The sequence below is a fragment of the Undibacterium sp. WLHG33 genome (assembly GCF_049544815.1).
Lineage (GTDB): Bacteria > Pseudomonadota > Gammaproteobacteria > Burkholderiales > Burkholderiaceae_D > Undibacterium.
In genome coordinates, this window is sequence record NZ_CP186697.1 from 2,967,066 (window position 1) to 2,983,226 (window position 16,161).

The 16,161-nt window shown below is 52.0% G+C and carries 13 protein-coding genes; 9 read left to right on the forward strand and 4 right to left on the reverse strand.

The genetic code is table 11. The annotated features are described in order from the left end of the window. Nucleotides 1-178: 178 nt before the first annotated feature. From ACOTSW_RS13470 to uvrA, 3 genes are read right to left on the reverse strand one after another with little or no spacing between them, the layout of a single operon-like run. A complete protein-coding gene (locus ACOTSW_RS13470; RefSeq protein ID WP_423679581.1) occupies nucleotides 179-1,291 on the reverse strand; it encodes a patatin-like phospholipase family protein in 1,113 nt (370 codons plus the stop codon). A 16-nt stretch (nucleotides 1,292-1,307) separates the two neighbouring features. Further along, a complete protein-coding gene (pth, locus tag ACOTSW_RS13475; protein ID WP_186884483.1) occupies nucleotides 1,308-1,883 on the reverse strand; it encodes an aminoacyl-tRNA hydrolase in 576 nt (191 codons plus the stop codon). A gap of 7 nt (nucleotides 1,884-1,890) precedes the next feature. Further along, nucleotides 1,891-4,758 carry an excinuclease ABC subunit UvrA gene (uvrA, locus tag ACOTSW_RS13480; protein ID WP_423682328.1) on the reverse strand — a complete coding sequence of 956 codons (2,868 nt, stop codon included), beginning with the start codon at nucleotides 4,756-4,758 and terminating at the stop codon, nucleotides 1,891-1,893. Between the two features lie 250 nt (nucleotides 4,759-5,008). Between uvrA and ACOTSW_RS13485 the strand changes: the two genes are divergently transcribed. The 4 genes from ACOTSW_RS13485 (at nucleotide 5,009) to ACOTSW_RS13500 (ending at nucleotide 8,944) form a co-directional block, all read left to right on the forward strand. Next, complete coding sequence (locus tag ACOTSW_RS13485) at nucleotides 5,009-6,193, forward strand: MFS transporter (RefSeq protein WP_423682329.1); 1,185 nt, start codon at nucleotides 5,009-5,011, stop codon at nucleotides 6,191-6,193. Between the two features lie 39 nt (nucleotides 6,194-6,232). Further along, on the forward strand, nucleotides 6,233-6,724 hold the full coding sequence (gene ssb, locus ACOTSW_RS13490; RefSeq protein ID WP_423679582.1) for a single-stranded DNA-binding protein: 492 nt from the start codon (nucleotides 6,233-6,235) through the stop codon (nucleotides 6,722-6,724). A 166-nt stretch (nucleotides 6,725-6,890) separates the two neighbouring features. Continuing rightward, a complete protein-coding gene (locus ACOTSW_RS13495; protein ID WP_423679583.1) occupies nucleotides 6,891-7,016 on the forward strand; it encodes a hypothetical protein in 126 nt (41 codons plus the stop codon). 212 nt (nucleotides 7,017-7,228) lie between these two features. Then, on the forward strand, nucleotides 7,229-8,944 hold the full coding sequence (locus ACOTSW_RS13500) for a methyl-accepting chemotaxis protein (RefSeq protein WP_423679584.1): 1,716 nt from the start codon (nucleotides 7,229-7,231) through the stop codon (nucleotides 8,942-8,944). A gap of 151 nt (nucleotides 8,945-9,095) precedes the next feature. Here the strand turns inward: ACOTSW_RS13500 and ACOTSW_RS13505 are convergent, their stop codons facing one another. Beyond that, complete coding sequence (locus ACOTSW_RS13505; protein WP_423679585.1) at nucleotides 9,096-9,338, reverse strand: DUF4148 domain-containing protein; 243 nt, start codon at nucleotides 9,336-9,338, stop codon at nucleotides 9,096-9,098. Nucleotides 9,339-9,357: 19 nt separating this feature from the next. Here ACOTSW_RS13505 and ACOTSW_RS13510 point away from each other — a divergent pair, with 19 nt between their 5' ends. The 5 genes from ACOTSW_RS13510 (at nucleotide 9,358) to rbbA (ending at nucleotide 16,161) form a co-directional block, all read left to right on the forward strand. Further along, entirely contained in the window at nucleotides 9,358-9,495 is a 138-nt protein-coding gene (locus ACOTSW_RS13510) for a hypothetical protein (protein WP_423679586.1), read from the forward strand. A 90-nt stretch (nucleotides 9,496-9,585) separates the two neighbouring features. Next, nucleotides 9,586-10,533 (forward strand): LysR family transcriptional regulator, encoded by a 948-nt coding sequence (locus ACOTSW_RS13515; protein ID WP_423679587.1) that lies wholly within the window; start codon nucleotides 9,586-9,588, stop codon nucleotides 10,531-10,533. A 264-nt stretch (nucleotides 10,534-10,797) separates the two neighbouring features. After that, nucleotides 10,798-12,312 carry an efflux transporter outer membrane subunit gene (locus tag ACOTSW_RS13520; RefSeq protein WP_423679588.1) on the forward strand — a complete coding sequence of 505 codons (1,515 nt, stop codon included), beginning with the start codon at nucleotides 10,798-10,800 and terminating at the stop codon, nucleotides 12,310-12,312. Nucleotides 12,313-12,316: 4 nt separating this feature from the next. Then, nucleotides 12,317-13,387 (forward strand): HlyD family secretion protein, encoded by a 1,071-nt coding sequence (locus ACOTSW_RS13525; RefSeq protein WP_423679589.1) that lies wholly within the window; start codon nucleotides 12,317-12,319, stop codon nucleotides 13,385-13,387. Next, nucleotides 13,384-16,161 (forward strand): ribosome-associated ATPase/putative transporter RbbA, encoded by a 2,778-nt coding sequence (gene rbbA, locus ACOTSW_RS13530; RefSeq protein WP_423679590.1) that lies wholly within the window; start codon nucleotides 13,384-13,386, stop codon nucleotides 16,159-16,161. The genes ACOTSW_RS13525 and rbbA overlap by 4 nt, the downstream gene beginning before the upstream one ends.

The window sequence follows — 16,161 nt, forward strand, 5'->3', positions numbered from 1 at the left end:
AACCGATCACCGATGCAGACTCAAAAAATCTGCACCAAAATTGGGATGATCGGGGCAGTTTTATTTCATCACCAAGTAAATATGCGCCGTACAGAGCATTTATCTCTTGTAAGGCGCATATTGATTGGGACGGATGATATGAAATTCAGTTCGGCGATGTTCGTTCAGTGATATCAGCTCATCGATTCAGGAGACGAACTTGCGACATATCCGGTTGCGCGATGAAAGCGGCGAGATCATCGCGCATACGGGCGCTTTCGGCGATGGCGATTTTCCATTGCTGAATCCGCAGCGCATGATTCAGCCCGTAATGGAAAAAGTCCTGGCGATCCGGCAATTTGCTGCGTGGCAGTTGCCGTACAAATTCAGCCGAAGGCGAAATCATGATCACATTATCGACCCAACTGCGATGAGCGCCTTTCCCAGCCCGTCGCCACGGCAGCGCTTTATCGAGCCAGCCTGGAATGATGCGGTCGGTAAAATGCGGATACAGCACCAGCCCGGCATCGCACTTGTCTGCACTGCTTTGGAGGCGCTCGTAAGGCAGTGCCAGATGGTAATCGATCATGCCGCCATCCCAGTAAGTGCCAGCAGGTGCGCCGGGAATCTGCCTGACTGGTTCCATCACCAGCGGCAGGGTGCCGGATGCCAGCAATGCGGGCGCGAGATTATCCGTATTTATGTCGCACAAATGGGTCTTGAAATGATCGAATGGCTTCTCCAGCCAGTTGCTTGCTGCAGCATGATTGCCGATAACGACACGTTCTATATGCCGTGCCAGAGCGTCGCGTGACAGCAGATTGGCAAATGCGGCGCTGGCGAAACCGGCTTTTGCCTGCATTGCTGAGGTGGGCGACGCCAACAGGCCTCGGCCGCGATTCGTCAGTATCTGCAAATGCTGTAAAGGGTTGGTGGAGATTTCCTCTTCGTAACCGCCGATAAAACCTTGCAGTAATCGTATGATCTCTTGTGTCACCAGCGCGGCGGGTGGTTTTTCCGGATACTGCTGTTCGCAATACAGATCGGCCAGCCGTTGAAATGCCGCGACAGGATCGGCGCAGCTGGCAGCCGCCATGCGCCACGCACCGATGGAGGCGCCGATCAGCGTGCGCTGACGCGGTGCTGCGGCCAGCCATTCGCCGAACAGCCATTGATCCAGACCTTGCAGGATCAGGCCTTTGGGGCCGCCGGCAGCAGCGGGAATCAGAGCGATATCAGCCGCCTGCAGGCCATTTTTCTGCACATGTGCGAAGGCCGTTTTTCCGGCAAAAATCTGGATAGAAGCAGGCATGTTGGTAATATCTCGCTTACTTCGCGCTGGTATGCAGACGGGTCATCGCTTCGGCGGTCTGACCTTCGACCATCAGCGGTAACACATCTAAACTTTTTGCTATCGCTTCGTCGATCAGCGGCTGTTCTTCTTTACGCGGCCGATGCAGTACGAAATCGGCGACGCCCTGATTCAGATTCAGCGTGCGCGGATGACCGATGCCGATACGGAGTCGCCAGTAATCCTGTGTGCCGAGTGCTGCCGTAATATCTTTGAGCCCGTTATGGCCACCGGAAGAGCCGCCTTTTTTCAGTTTGGCGACACCGGGCAGCATATCGAGTTCATCGTGCACGACCAGCACCTGATCCGGCGTGATTTTATAAAAGCGGCAGATCGCGCCAACAGATTGCCCGGATCGGTTCATAAACGTTTGCGGTTCCAGCAGCCAGACCTCTTCGCCCGCAATACGGGTTTTACCGACCAGCGCATTAAAATTTTTATCGCGCTGCAAGCTGACCCGTAGCTGATCGATCAGCCAGAAACCAGCATTGTGGCGGGTTTGTTCATACTCAGGCCCCGGATTACCGAGGCCGACAATCAGACGAATAGACATGGTGAGACTACTTCTTGTGTTTCTTTAAAAGAGGTAACAGGTATTTGCCGGTCACGCTGTCGGGATTGGCGGCAACTTGTTCCGGAGTGCCGGTGGCGATGATGCGGCCGCCGCCAGCGCCGCCCTCGGGGCCCAGATCAATCAGCCAGTCAGCGGTTTTAATCACGTCCAGATTATGTTCGATGATGACCAGCGTATTGCCCTGATCGCGCAGTCTGTGGATTACTTTCAACAGCAGAGCGATATCATGGAAATGCAGGCCTGTTGTCGGTTCATCGAGAATATACAGCGTGCGGCCGGTATCTCGTTTGGATAATTCCAGCGACAGTTTGACGCGTTGTGCTTCGCCGCCGGACAAGGTGGTGGCACTTTGTCCGAGGCGGACATAACCGAGGCCCACATCCAGCAAGGTTTGCAATTTGCGCGCAATCACTGGCACTGGTTTGAAGAATTCATGCGCATCTTCAACGGTCATTTCAAGCACCTGATGGATGTTTTTACCCTTGTACTGAACTTCCAGGGTTTCGCGGTTATAGCGCTTACCGTGACAGACATCACAAGGCACGTACACATCTGGCAGGAAATGCATCTCGACTTTGATGACGCCGTCGCCCTGACATGCTTCGCAGCGACCGCCTTTGACGTTGAATGAAAAACGGCCTGCGCTGTAACCACGTTCTTTCGCTGTTGGCACGGTCGAAAACAAATCGCGTATCGGTGTGAATAAACCGGTATATGTCGCCGGATTAGAACGCGGCGTGCGTCCGATCGGCGCCTGGTCAACTGAGATCACTTTATCGAAATGTTCCAACCCGCTGACATGATCAAACGGCGCCGGTTCGGTTTGCGAACCATACAGATGACGCGCTGCGACGTGATACAGTGTATCGTTCACCAGCGTCGATTTGCCGGAACCTGAAACACCCGTCACGCAAGTCAGCAAACCGACCGGCAAATGCATGGTCTCATTTTTGAGATTATTGCCACGCGCACCGGCAATGACTAATTGCTTGTCAGGATGGCTTTCATGGCGCTTGGCCGGGACCGAAATTTCCAGCTCACCGCTCAGGTATTTTGCGGTCAGTGAGCGTGTGTTTTGCATGATGTCGTCCAGCGAACCCTGTGCGATCACTTCACCACCGTGCACGCCAGCACCGATGCCCATATCGACCACAAAATCGGCGCAGCGTATCGCGTCTTCATCATGTTCTACGACAAGCACGCTGTTACCGATGTCGCGCAGATGTTTGAGGGTGTCTATCAGTCTGTCGTTATCGCGCTGATGCAAGCCGATGGACGGTTCATCCAATACGTACATCACACCAGTCAGCCCGGAGCCAATTTGCGAGGCCAGTCGGATGCGCTGGGCTTCGCCACCAGACAAGGTATCGGCGCTGCGTTCCAGCGACAAATAGTCAAGGCCGACGTTATTCAGGAAAGTCAGGCGCGCCGTAATTTCTTTGATGATGCGGTCAGCAATTTCGCGTTTCGCACCGTGTAAAGTCAGGTGTTCAAAGAAATGCAGAGTCTCGCGCAAAGGCATGGCGCTGATGTCGTAAATCGCTTTTTCCTGTTTGCCTGAGCCAACTTTGACATTGCGCGCCTCTACCCGCAGACGTGCACCATCGCAGGAAGGACATTTTTTTTCATTGATGAATTTTGCCAGTTCTTCTTTGACCGCCATCGAGTCGGTTTCACGATAGCGGCGTTGCAGGTTGTTCACTACGCCTTCAAACGTGTGCTCTTTGATGACAGTGCGGCCTTTTTCGTTGATATAGGTAAACGGTATGGTTTGTTTGCCGGAGCCATACAAAATGATTTGTTGTGCTGATTCCGGTAATTGCTCAAACGGCGTATCGATATCAAATTCATAGAACGCCGCCAGATTCGACAGCATCTGGAAATAAAACTGATTGCGGCGATCCCAGCCTTTGACTGCGCCGCTGGCTAATGACAGATTCGGGAAGGCGACGATACGTTTAGGATCGAAGAACTCTATGTGCCCCAGACCGTCGCACTCAGGGCAGGCACCCATAGGATTGTTGAACGAAAACAGACGTGGTTCCAGTTCCTGTAAGGCATAACCGCAGACCGGGCAGGCAAATTTATTCGAGAATAACTGTTCCTGCTGACTATCCATATCGACGATCAAAGCGCGGCCATTCGCAATGCGCAGGCAGGTTTCAAATGACTCTGCCAGACGCTGCTTGATTTCTTCTTTGACTTTCACGCGATCAACGACCACGTCGATCGTATGTTTTTCCGTTTTTTTCAGTTTCGGTAAATCATCGACCTCATAAATCTTCGCTTCATGGGTGCCGCTTTGTACTCGAAAACGCACGAATCCTTGCGCCTGCATCTGTTCGAACAGATCGACATGTTCACCTTTGCGGTTAGATACGACCGGCGCCAGTATCATCAGCTTGGTATCTTCCGGCATCGCCAGCACGGTATCGACCATTTGCGATACGGATTGCGCGGCCAGCGGGTTTTCCGGGTGATCCGGGCAATATGGCGTGCCAACGCGGGCGTATAACAGACGCAGATAATCGTGAATTTCGGTGACTGTACCGACAGTGGAGCGCGGGTTGTGCGAAGTTGCTTTCTGCTCTATCGAAATTGCCGGTGACAGACCTTCAATCAGATCGACATCCGGCTTTTCCATCAGCTGCAAAAACTGCCGGGCATACGCGGACAATGATTCCACGTAACGGCGCTGGCCTTCCGCGTAGAGCGTGTCAAACGCCAGCGACGATTTGCCTGAACCAGACAAGCCGGTAATCACGACCAGCTTGTTACGTGGCAAATCGATGTTGATATTTTTCAGGTTATGCGTACGAGCACCGCGGACGCGGATCAGCTCACGTTTTTGCATGAGCGCAATATCGTCCGCATCGAACTCGATTTCGGCTGGTTTTGGTGCTTTCGCGGCTTTTGGTCGTGTCGTCATGGTATTTGATCTGAATTTGGGCTGAGGCAAGCAACCTGCTACTATAACGGGTTTTTGAACATTACCGCAGGCTCGTCTTTGCTTTGCGCAAATTACCTCACGTGGGCGAGTTTTTAATATGACTATGGCAACAAAATCCGATAGCACTGATGCAATACAAAGTGAATCATCCGGTATGAGCCGCGATGAAATTCGATCCGCTTCATCACTCGCGTCTATCTTCGCCTTGCGCATGCTCGGTTTGTTTCTGATTTTGCCAGTCTTTGCGATACACGCAAAAACGCTGCCGGACGGTGATAACACCTTGCTGGTGGGGCTGGCGATGGGGATTTACGGCCTCAGCCAGGCATTTGGTCAGATTCCGTTCGGTATCGCGTCCGATAAATTCGGTCGCAAACGTATCATCGTCATCGGCCTGATTTTATTTGCTGTCGGTGCCTTTGTCGCTGCATTCGCCACCACCGTCATGGGTGTTCTGATCGGCCGGGCGATTCAAGGCGCAGGGGCAATTTCCGCTGCCATTACTGCCCTGATCGCTGATTCGACGCGCGACGAACACAGAACCAAAGCGATGGCAATGGTGGGTGGTTCCATTGGTCTGACGTTTGCTTTGTCGCTGGTGATCGCGCCCTTGTTGTATCAGAGCATAGGCATGGGCGGTATTTTTGCGCTGACCGGCGTGCTTTCGCTGATCGCAATTGGTGTCGTTTTATATGTGACGCCGGATGCGCCTGCTTTGCAGCACGAACCTGTGCCGTTATCCGTTGTCCTGAAAAACCGCGAACTGATGCGCTTAAATTATGGCGTGTTTGTACTGCATCTGTCGCAGATGGCGATGTTTGTTGTTGTGCCGTCCGTACTGGTACAGTCTCTGGACTTGCCGGTTGCGTCGCACTGGAAAATCTATTTGCCGATTATGTTTGCGTCGTTTATCGCGATGCTGCCAGCGATTTTTATCGGTGAAAAATATGGCAAGATGAAACAGGTGTTTGTTGGCGCGATTGCCTTACTGCTGCTGGTGCAACTGGGCTTCTGGCAGTTCCTGCAACAGCCGTTTGCTTTGGTCAGCCTGCTGTTTGGTTTTTTTGTGGCATTCAATATTTTGGAGGCGAGTCAGCCGTCCTTAGTTTCGCGTATTGCACCGCCTGCAGCGAAAGGTGCAGCACTGGGCGTGTATAACACCTTGCAAGCGATAGGCTTGTTTTGTGGCGGTGCCGTTGGCGGATGGATCAAACAACATCTGAACGGCTCAAGCGTCTTCATTGCATGCGCGATAATGACGGTACTGTGGCTTATAATCGCGATCAACATGCCTGACATTGCAAAGCGCACGAAAGCAGTACCTGCAGCACAGGTTTAATTAATACATATTTGAATTACAGGAAAACAGGAGAATTACATGGCATCCGTGAATAAAGTCATCATCGTCGGCAATCTTGGCCGCGACCCTGAAACACGCTACATGCCAAGTGGTGACGCAATGACCAGCATTACTGTCGCTACGACCGATAGCTGGAAAGACAAAGCGACTGGCGAAAAGAAAGAACAGACCGAATGGCATCGTATTACCTTCTTCGGTAAGCTTGCTGAAATCGCTGGTCAGTACCTGAAAAAAGGTTCGCAAGTCTACGTTGAGGGCAGCCTGCGCACACGTAAATACACGGACAAAGACGGCGTCGAAAAATATGCGACCGATATCAAGGCAGACAGTATGCAGATGCTGGGCGGCCGTCAGGGCATGGGCGGTGGTGCAGCCATGGATGACAGCGGTTACGGCGGCGGAGCACCTACTCCCGCCCCTCGTCAGGCTGCAGCACCTGCACAGCGTCAGACGCCGGCATCGCGTCCGGCACCGAATTTCTCAGATATGGATGACGATATCCCGTTTTGATTCGTACCTGAGAACCTGACTTTTTGTAAGAATAAAAACGCAACCCACTTCCTTTACCGGAAGCGGGTTTTTTTTCGTTTTGCAGATTGGTTCTGAAAATTTTACAAATATTTACGACGGTTAAATCTTGTGTGCTGATGTTTCTTCATTGAAATGACGGAATATCATGTTACTTGCTATCTGCTTATCACTATTTCGTTTGTATTCTGATGTTATGCAAGGAGATAACTTCGCTGAAGAAAGTCAGGGGGGGGCGGCGGCTGTTGAAGTACCTGATACAGGCGCTGCATGAAGCTCAATGGTCGTCCATACACGGAAGCCGTATTGAAACCTGATTACGTCCCTTCTTAAAGCCGAAGCGTGAAAAACAGACTGCAACGGATGGATGCCGTAGCGACCCGTACATCACTGCAAGAGACGGATAGCACAAGCTGATATCGTTAGCGCAGAGTAATCATCTGCGCTGGTCTTACCCGCAAAATTGATGAAAGAAGAATCTGAATGATGAAATGGTTTAACAACTTGAAAATTGCCCGAAAATTATTGCTGTCGTTTTCGATCGCGATTTTGCTGAGTATTTCTATTGGTGCTTTTTCTATTGTGCAGCTAAGCAAGGTTAACGCGGCAGCGGCTGAAGTGGCGACGAACTGGCTCCCCAGCATACAGGTGTTAGGCAAAATAAAAATGGCACTTGCCAGGATCCGTAGTTTTCAGCAGCAGCATCTGTTGGCGACAACTCCGGACGACATGCAGACCGCAAGTAACAATGCAACAAAACACATAGAGGATCTGCGCGTTCTCTGGAAAAAATATGAGTCGCTGGTAACCGAGCCGGAAGAGAAGAAGATTTATGCTGAAGTAGAAAAAGAAATTACTATCTATCTTGGTGAACATCAGAAAATCATGGAGCTGTCTTCGTCACTGAAGAAAGACGAGGCTTTAGCACTGATGCGCGGAGAGTCAACGAAAATTTACCGGGCAATGATTCCCGCACTGGACAAGCTGGCGGATGTGAATGACGCTGGCGCTGAGGCATCGAAAGTTTCCGCTGAAGAAATATTGAGTAATGCAAGAGTGCTGATCATTGTGCTGGTGATAGCGATCACGGTACTGTCTTTCATGCTTGCCATCTGGATTGCCCATATCATTTCCAGCAGATTGAACGATGCGGTGACGATTGCAAACGGGATCGCCAAAGGTAACCTGAATCAGCAGATTAATGTGAGTTCTGAGGATGAAACCGGGCAATTGTTACAGTCACTTAAAGACATGAACTCAAGCTTGCAGAATATCGTCAGTCAGGTACGTGATGACGCGGATATGATTGCTACGGCATCGGCGCAGATTGCCAGCGGTAATCTGGATCTGTCTTCCCGTACCGAACAACAGGCCAGCGCACTTGAAGAAACGGCCTCCTCGATGGAAGAGGCGGCATCCACAGTGAAACAAAACGTCGATAATGCGCGTCAGGCGAATGTGCTTGCGGTGACAGCTTCTGAAGTCGCAGTCAAAGGCGGGGCAGTTGTGTCCCAGGTCGTTGATACGATGGGCGAGATCAATGCTTCATCGAAAAAAATTGTCGATATCATCAGTGTAATTGACGGTATCGCTTTCCAGACCAATATTCTGGCGCTGAATGCTGCTGTTGAGGCGGCCCGTGCCGGTGAACAGGGACGCGGTTTCGCTGTTGTTGCCAGTGAAGTGCGTAATCTGGCTCATCGCTCAGCCAGTGCTGCGAAGGAAATCAAGCAACTGATTGATGATTCCGTCAGCAAAGTCGATACCGGTAGTCGCCTGGTAGATCAGGCTGGTGTGATGATGGAAGAGATCGTCAACAGTGTGAAGCGGGTCACTGATATCATGGGAGAAATCACGTCTGCCAGCGTTGAACAGGAAGCTGGCATCGAACAGATCAATCAGGCGATTACGGAAATGGACACCGCCACCCAGCAGAATGCTGCGCTGGTGGAAGAGGCTGCAGCCGCTGCCGCTTCCCTGCAGGACCAGGCTGCCGATCTGGTACAAGTGGTCAGTGTGTTTCAGTTGTCTGCCGGCCACACGGATCATTTCAAAGCAGTGGTCACAGAGCCTAAGCCAAAAACTGTTGTGAGTCCGGCCAGATCTGGAGCTGCATTTAAAAACACGAAAAAAGCGACGCCACAACTGACAAGGACAATACAGTCGAAGCCTGCCGGAAATGATGAGTGGGAAGAGTTCTGATTCCAGAATCACACACTTTATAAATCAAAACCGCACCGGAGATCTGTTGATTTCCGGTGCGGTTTTCTAAGGGCTCAGTTGTTTTAACTCAGACCTGATCGATGCCGGTCTCATTCGCAGCACTTGCCAGTTTCTGTTGTATCGTTCTGGCTTATTTTTTGTCCGCTTTTACAGTAGCTTTTTTCGCTGCGTTGGCTTTTGCTAATTCAGCTTTCTGCGCTTCGTACCAGATCATTCCATCCATACCAATTTCTTCTCCCTGAGCACGTGCCTGTGCCAGCTCAGCGACAACGTCGGCACGCGTTTTGGAGGCCGGTGTTGTCGTGTCAGTGGCAAAAACTGCGTTTGTGGTTAAGCTGATCAGGCCAGCGATGAGTAAATATGTCGTTTTCATTTGATTTTCCAGTCGGGTGATGAAGATTCAGAATGCTGTGTCCCTGTTGCTTATCGTATTGCGTCATATAACCCGGGAAAACGGATTGCTGAACGACGATCATGGCGACAAGGATCAGGCTTTGTTGAATAAGCGCATTGCATTAATCGCTTACTGACCCCCAGAGTTTAGGATTTTCTTTTTGAACAAAAAAGGCGAAGATCAGGAATATACTATTGCGTAAACAGGAATAATAAAGGGCTTGAAAATGGACAGGCTGCAATCCATGCGTATCTTTTCCAAAGTCGTCGAGATGGGCGGATTTGCCAGAGCAGCGGCTGCTCTGGACATGTCGAATGCCGTGGTCACGCGTTATGTTGCTGATCTCGAATCTCATCTCGGTACGCGCTTATTAAACCGGACCACGCGCAAATTATCACTGACAGAAACCGGGCATGTTTATCTTGAACGTGTCCGGCAGATTCTGGCTGATATAGAAGATGCCGATGCGATAGCAGCAATATCGGCCAAAAAGCCGAGTGGTACCTTGCGGATTTATTCGGTACCGGGCTTTGGCGTCTCGCAGCTTGCCCCTTTGCTGGCATTGTTCGCTAAAAAATTTCCTGATGTGATTCTGGATATCAAGATATCTTCCCACCCTGTTGATATGGTCGAGGAGGGAATTGATGTCGGCTTTTTTCTCGATTTACAAAAAATCGACAGCAGCATGGTCGCGCGTCAACTGGCGACGCCGGATGTCATGTTATGTGCGACCCCTGAATACCTGAGAGTCAACGGTACGCCGGAAACCCTGGACGATATCTCCCGACACCGCTGTCTGAATTATGCGTTTGATTTTATGCGCCACAATTGGATGGTGCATGACTGGGATACCGAAGAATTTTCATACGCAGGTAAATCAAAACAAGTTCTGAAGCAGATCCCCGTCAATAGCTGTGTTGTATCGAATAATACGGCGATCCTCAGAGAATGCGCTCTGGCTGACATGGGACTGGTCTTATTGTCGTCCTATTCGCTGGACAATGACATCCGCAGTGGTCGCCTGATCAGGTTGTTTCCTGAGCACTCGTTTGGCAGCGTTTCAATTTTTATGGCGTATCCGAGTCGCCGCCTGCTTTCCGCCAAAGTCAGAAGTTTTATTAATTTCATCGTTGAACAATTCCCGCACGCAGGTACACATCCGTCGGCTCAATGATTCACTATGAAATTTGCCCGAACCCTGATCTTAAACATCCTTTGAACGGCTGATTTCACTTATGATTAGATTAATATTTTGCGGAGGGCGGTTTTTTACACCTGTCTCTCCACGCGTTTAACTCGCTCAGGCAGACATATCCTGATTTTGAGCGACCTGATATTCAGGGGGGGACAGCCTTCTGTGATGTTGAACCGGCCAAGATATGACAAGCGATTGTATGGATGAGTTTGTATGAGATGTCAGGAAAAAAGGCGCTAAACCATGTTGTATGGATACAGGTTCAAAAATTCCCGCAGTGAGCAACCGCATACAGTATCTGTCATCACTCCTGCTTCCACGATGATACTGATGCTGGCACTGCTGACAGGTTGTGCCGTACCACTTTCAGACTATCAATCGCCCGTGCTGCCTGTTGCTGATGCCTACCCGGCAGTTGCGACTTCTGAAACCGGTATTGCCGCGCGCCAGATCGGCTGGGAAACTTATTTTACTGATCCAGTTCTGCGTCATCTTATTACACTGGCGTTAGCCAATAATCTTGATGTGCGCACCGCATTGCTGAGGGTACAGGAGATGCGTGCTGCTTACGGCATACAGCGAGCAGACAGTTTGCCTACCTTTGCAGGCAGTCTGGATGCGACACGTACGGCGGTACCCGGCGATCTGAATGTGTCTGGCCGTCCGGTTATCGGTAACCAGTTTCAGCTTGGTATCGGATTCAGCAGTTGGGAAATTGATTTCTGGGGGCGTGTCAGCAGCCTGAATACCGCGGCTCTTGAAACCTATCTTGCCAGCGATGCCAGCCGCCGTGCGACGGTGCTGAGTCTGATCACGCAAGTCGCGAATACGTATCTGGCCTTGCGCGAGACCGATGAGCGTCTGATACTGGCTCAGCAAACCGTCGTAAGTCGTGCCGAGTCTTTGCGTATTTTTCGCCGTCGCGTTGATCTGGGGGCGACTTCCCGACTGGAGCTGACGCAGGTCGAGTTGTTATCGCAACAGGCAATGGCATTAAAGGCGCAGCTAGAACAGACGCGTGCGAGTCAGATCAATGCGCTGACCTTACTGGTTGGCGTACCGCTGCAACTGCCTCCTGCGTCGGACCAATTCAATGAGCTTCCTCCCTTGCCGGAATTGCAGGCTGGCGTACCATCAGATCTGCTGCTGCAACGACCTGACGTAATCGCGACCGAGCATGCGCTGCAGGCGGCACAGGCAAATATCGTTGCCGCCCGTGCTGCTTTTTTTCCAAGAATCAGCTTAACTGCGTTTGCCGGCACAGCAAGTGCAGAATTAGACAGATTATTCAGCGCCGGAAGCCAGGCCTGGACTTTTTCACCGGGCATCTCATTGCCGCTGTTTGACAGTGGCAGACGTGAGGCGGCATCAGAAGTTGCCCGCTTGCGGCGCGAGCAGGCTGTGGCACGCTACGAACAAACGGTGCAGTCTGCTTTCAGGGATGTCGCTGACGCTTTATCTGCACGTCACTGGCTGGCAGAGCAGGAACAGATTGCGCGTGCCACCCTGAGTGTGCAAACGGAGCGTGCGCGGCTGGCCAAACTCCGCTATGACCATGGTTCGGCACGTTATCTCGAAGTATTAGATGCCGAGCGTGATTTGCTGTCGAGTGAGCAGCAACTGGTGCAGATACGTCGCGCCAGCCTGTCCGCACAGGTCGCATTATTTGCGGCTCTCGGCGGCGGTAGTCAGTTGGCTGATGAAGTATCTGTTTCGTCCGCGGGGCCTGCATCTGCGCGAAATCATAATCAGGAATAAACGCATGAATTCAAATATCAAAAAGCTTGTCATTCTGGTCGCGGTGGTGGCCGCTGCAATTGCTTCTTATGTTGTCTATCAGCACCTGAGCGGAGTGAATCATAACGACGGTGTCATCAGTGGCAACGGCCGTATAGAGGCCACTGAAATCGACGTGGCCACCAAACTGGGTGGGCGAGTACAGGAGATCCTGGTTGCCGAAGGCGAGTTTGTGAAAGCGGGACAATTGCTGGCACGAATGCAAATTGACAGTCTGCAGGCTCAGAAAGAGGAAGCCCTGGCTCGTCAGCAGCAGGCTGAATATGCGGTGAAAGGCGCTGAGGCACAGGTCGCGCTGCGTGAGAGTGATTTGCAGGCAACGCAGGCGCTGGTTGTGCAGCGTGAAAGTGAACTTGATGCGGCCCAAAGGCGTCTGGCACGCTCGGAAACACTGTTCAAAGAAGGTGCCTCTTCCGGCCAGGAACTTGATGATGATCGTGCGCGCGTCAGCAGCGCTGCTGCGGCACTTGCGGCCACCAGAGCGCAGGTGCGCGCGGCGAAGGCAGCGGTGGCTGCTGCGCTGACGCAGGTTACCGGCTCGCAGTCCAGTGTCAGGGCGGCAGTTGCGACGACCGCAAGGATCGATGTCGAACTGGCGGACAGCGAATTAAAAGCGCCGCGTGCAGGGCGGGTACAGTATCGTGTCGCTCAACCAGGTGAAATTCTGGGTGGGGGTGGAAAGGTATTGAATCTGGTCGATCTGTCAGATGTCTATATGACGTTTTTTGTGCCGGAAAGCGCGGCCGGCAAGGTCGCGCTTGGCAGTGAGGTGCGCATCGTTCTGGATGCGGCGCCACAATTTGTGATTCCGGCAAAAGTATCGTTTGTTGCCAGCACGGCGCAGTTCACTCCTAAGACGGTCGAAACGGCCAGTGAGCGTCAGAAACTGATGTTTCGCGTGAAAGCCAGAATTGACCGCAATTTATTGCTTAAGCATCTGCAACAGGTAAAAACAGGTTTGCCGGGTGTTGCATGGATTAAACCTGATGCGCAGGCGGCGTGGCCAGCATCGCTGAATCTGAGAGCGCTCCCGTGAACCTGTCCGCAGCGCCACCACCTGTTGCGCGTGGCCAAAACCTGCGGCTGAATTATGCCAAGGTTTGTGCACTGGATGATATTACGCTGGATATGCCGGCGAATTGTATGGTCGGTATTATTGGTCCCGATGGCGTAGGGAAATCCAGTCTGTTATCGTTGATTTCCGGTGCCCGCGCTTTACAGCAGGGGCATCTTGAAGTGCTTGGCGGTGATATGGCCAGCCGTCATCATCGTGAGCAGGTATGTCCACGCATTGCCTACATGCCGCAGGGTCTGGGCAAGAATCTTTCTGCCACTTTGTCGGTTGAAGAAAACCTGCAATTCTTTGCCAGTCTGTTTGGTCATGATGCTGCTGAAAGCCGTCGTCGTATTAATGAATTGACGCGCAGCACCGGTCTGTCTCCATTTCTGGACCGACCGGTGAGTAAATTATCCGGTGGCATGAAGCAGAAACTCGGCTTGTGTTGCGCACTGATTCATGACCCGGATTTGCTGATACTCGATGAGCCGACTACGGGAGTTGATCCGCTGGCGCGCGTGCAGTTCTGGGAGCTGATTGCGCGTATCCGTGTCACCCGCCCCGGCATGAGTGTCATCGTCGCGACGGCGTATATGGACGAAGCGCAAGGATTTGACTGGCTGGTCGCGATGGATGATGGAAAGGTACTCGCAACCGGTACGCCTGCTGAACTGATGCAGCGGACAATGACAGCCTCACTGGAGGCTGCCTTTATCGGCTTATTGCCAGAAATGAAGCGGCGCGGGCATCAGCGTGTAGAAATTCCGCCGCTGGTGATGAAAGACGATGCCGATATCGCGATTGAGGCAAAAGATCTGACGATGCGCTTCGGCGACTTTGTGGCGGTTGATCATGTCAGCTTCCGTATCCGGCGTGGCGAGATATTCGGCTTTCTCGGTTCAAACGGCTGCGGTAAATCGACCACCATGAAAATGCTGACAGGTTTGTTGCCTGCGACTGAGGGCGATGCCTGGTTGTTTGGTCAGGAAGTGAATCCGCACGATATCGCTATCCGGCGTCGTGTCGGTTATATGTCGCAGTCGTTTTCTTTGTACGCCGAACTGAATGTACAGCAGAATCTGATATTGCACGCACGCTTATTTCATGTACCTGAGGCAGAGATAGCGCAGCGTGTGACAGAGATGGTGGGGCGCTTTGATTTGCAGGATGTGGTTGACATGCTGCCCGACAAACTGCCGCTGGGTATACGGCAACGTTTGTCGCTAGCGGTTGCGATGGTGCATCAACCGGAATTGCTGATTCTGGATGAACCGACATCCGGCGTGGATCCTGTGGCACGTGATAATTTCTGGCGCTTGATGATAGAACTCGCACGGCGCGATCACGTTACGATTTTTATCTCCACTCACTTCATGAATGAGGCGGAGCGCTGCGACCGTATTTCCCTGATGCATGCCGGACGGGTACTCGCGAGTGACGCGCCGGCAGCATTAGTTGCAAAACGCGGTGCAGCCACACTGGAACAGGCATTTATCGGTTATCTGCTGGAAGCCGATGCCGGTGATAAAAAGCCGGTGCCTGCCGATGACAGCATTGCCGATAATGTAAGTGCCGCTGCGTTACCGGTGTCGTCCGCATCATTGTCGTCGAGTTTTTGGCAGCGTGGCCGGCGCAGCCTCGGACGTATTTATACCTATACCTGGCGTGAAGCGCTGGAATTAAAGAGAGATCCGGTCCGCAGTACGCTGGCCCTGCTGGGCTCCCTGCTGCTGATGTTTGTGATGGGCTATGGCATCAGCATGGATGTCGAAAATTTGCGTTTTGCAGTGCTCGACCGGGATCAGTCTGTACTGAGTCAGAATTACGTACTCAATCTTGCGGGGTCACGTTATTTTGTCGAGCATGCGCCGATTACTGACTATGCTGAGCTTGACCGGCGTATGCGTAGCGGTGAATTATCACTGGCGATAGAAATCCCGCCTGGCTTTGCCCGCGACGTGGAGCGGGGACAATCGGTGCAGATCGGTGCCTGGGTCGATGGCGCGATGCCGCAACGCGCAGAAACCGTGAATGGCTATGTGCAGGGCATGCACCAGCAATGGTTTTTACAGCAGCTGCATGAGCGTACGGGAATGACTTTATCCGGCGTCAGCAGTGTGGAGACGCGTTATCGGTACAACCCTGACGTAAAAAGTCTGCCTTCAATGGTGCCGGCTGTGATTCCGCTGTTGCTGTTGATGTTGCCCGCGATGCTCACGGCACTGGCAGTGGTGCGTGAAAAAGAACTGGGGTCGATCATCAATTTTTACGTGACGCCGACAACGCGCACGGAATTTTTGCTGGGTAAGCAGGTGCCTTACGTTGCTCTGGCGATGCTGAATTTTCTTTTGATGAGTCTGGCTGCAGTCACGATATTCGACGTGCCGGTGAAGGGGAATTTCATAGTCTTATTGCTGGCCGCGTGGCTATTCAGTATTTGTTCTACGGGTATGGGTTTATTAGCATCAGCATTGACCCGCAGCCAAATTGCAGCGATGTTTTTCACAATGATAGGCACCATGATTCCGGCGGTTCAGTTTGCCGGATTGATTAATCCTGTGTCTTCGCTGGAAGGCATAGGGCATCTGGTCGGGCAGATTTATCCGGCAACTTACATGTTTAACATCAGTCGCGGTGTTTTCAGTAAGGCATTGGGTTTTGAAGATTTACACGCAGCATTCTGGCCCTTGTTACTCGCCATCCCGGTGATTCTGGGCGCGGCCATTGCCTTGCTGAAAAAGCAGGAGCACTGA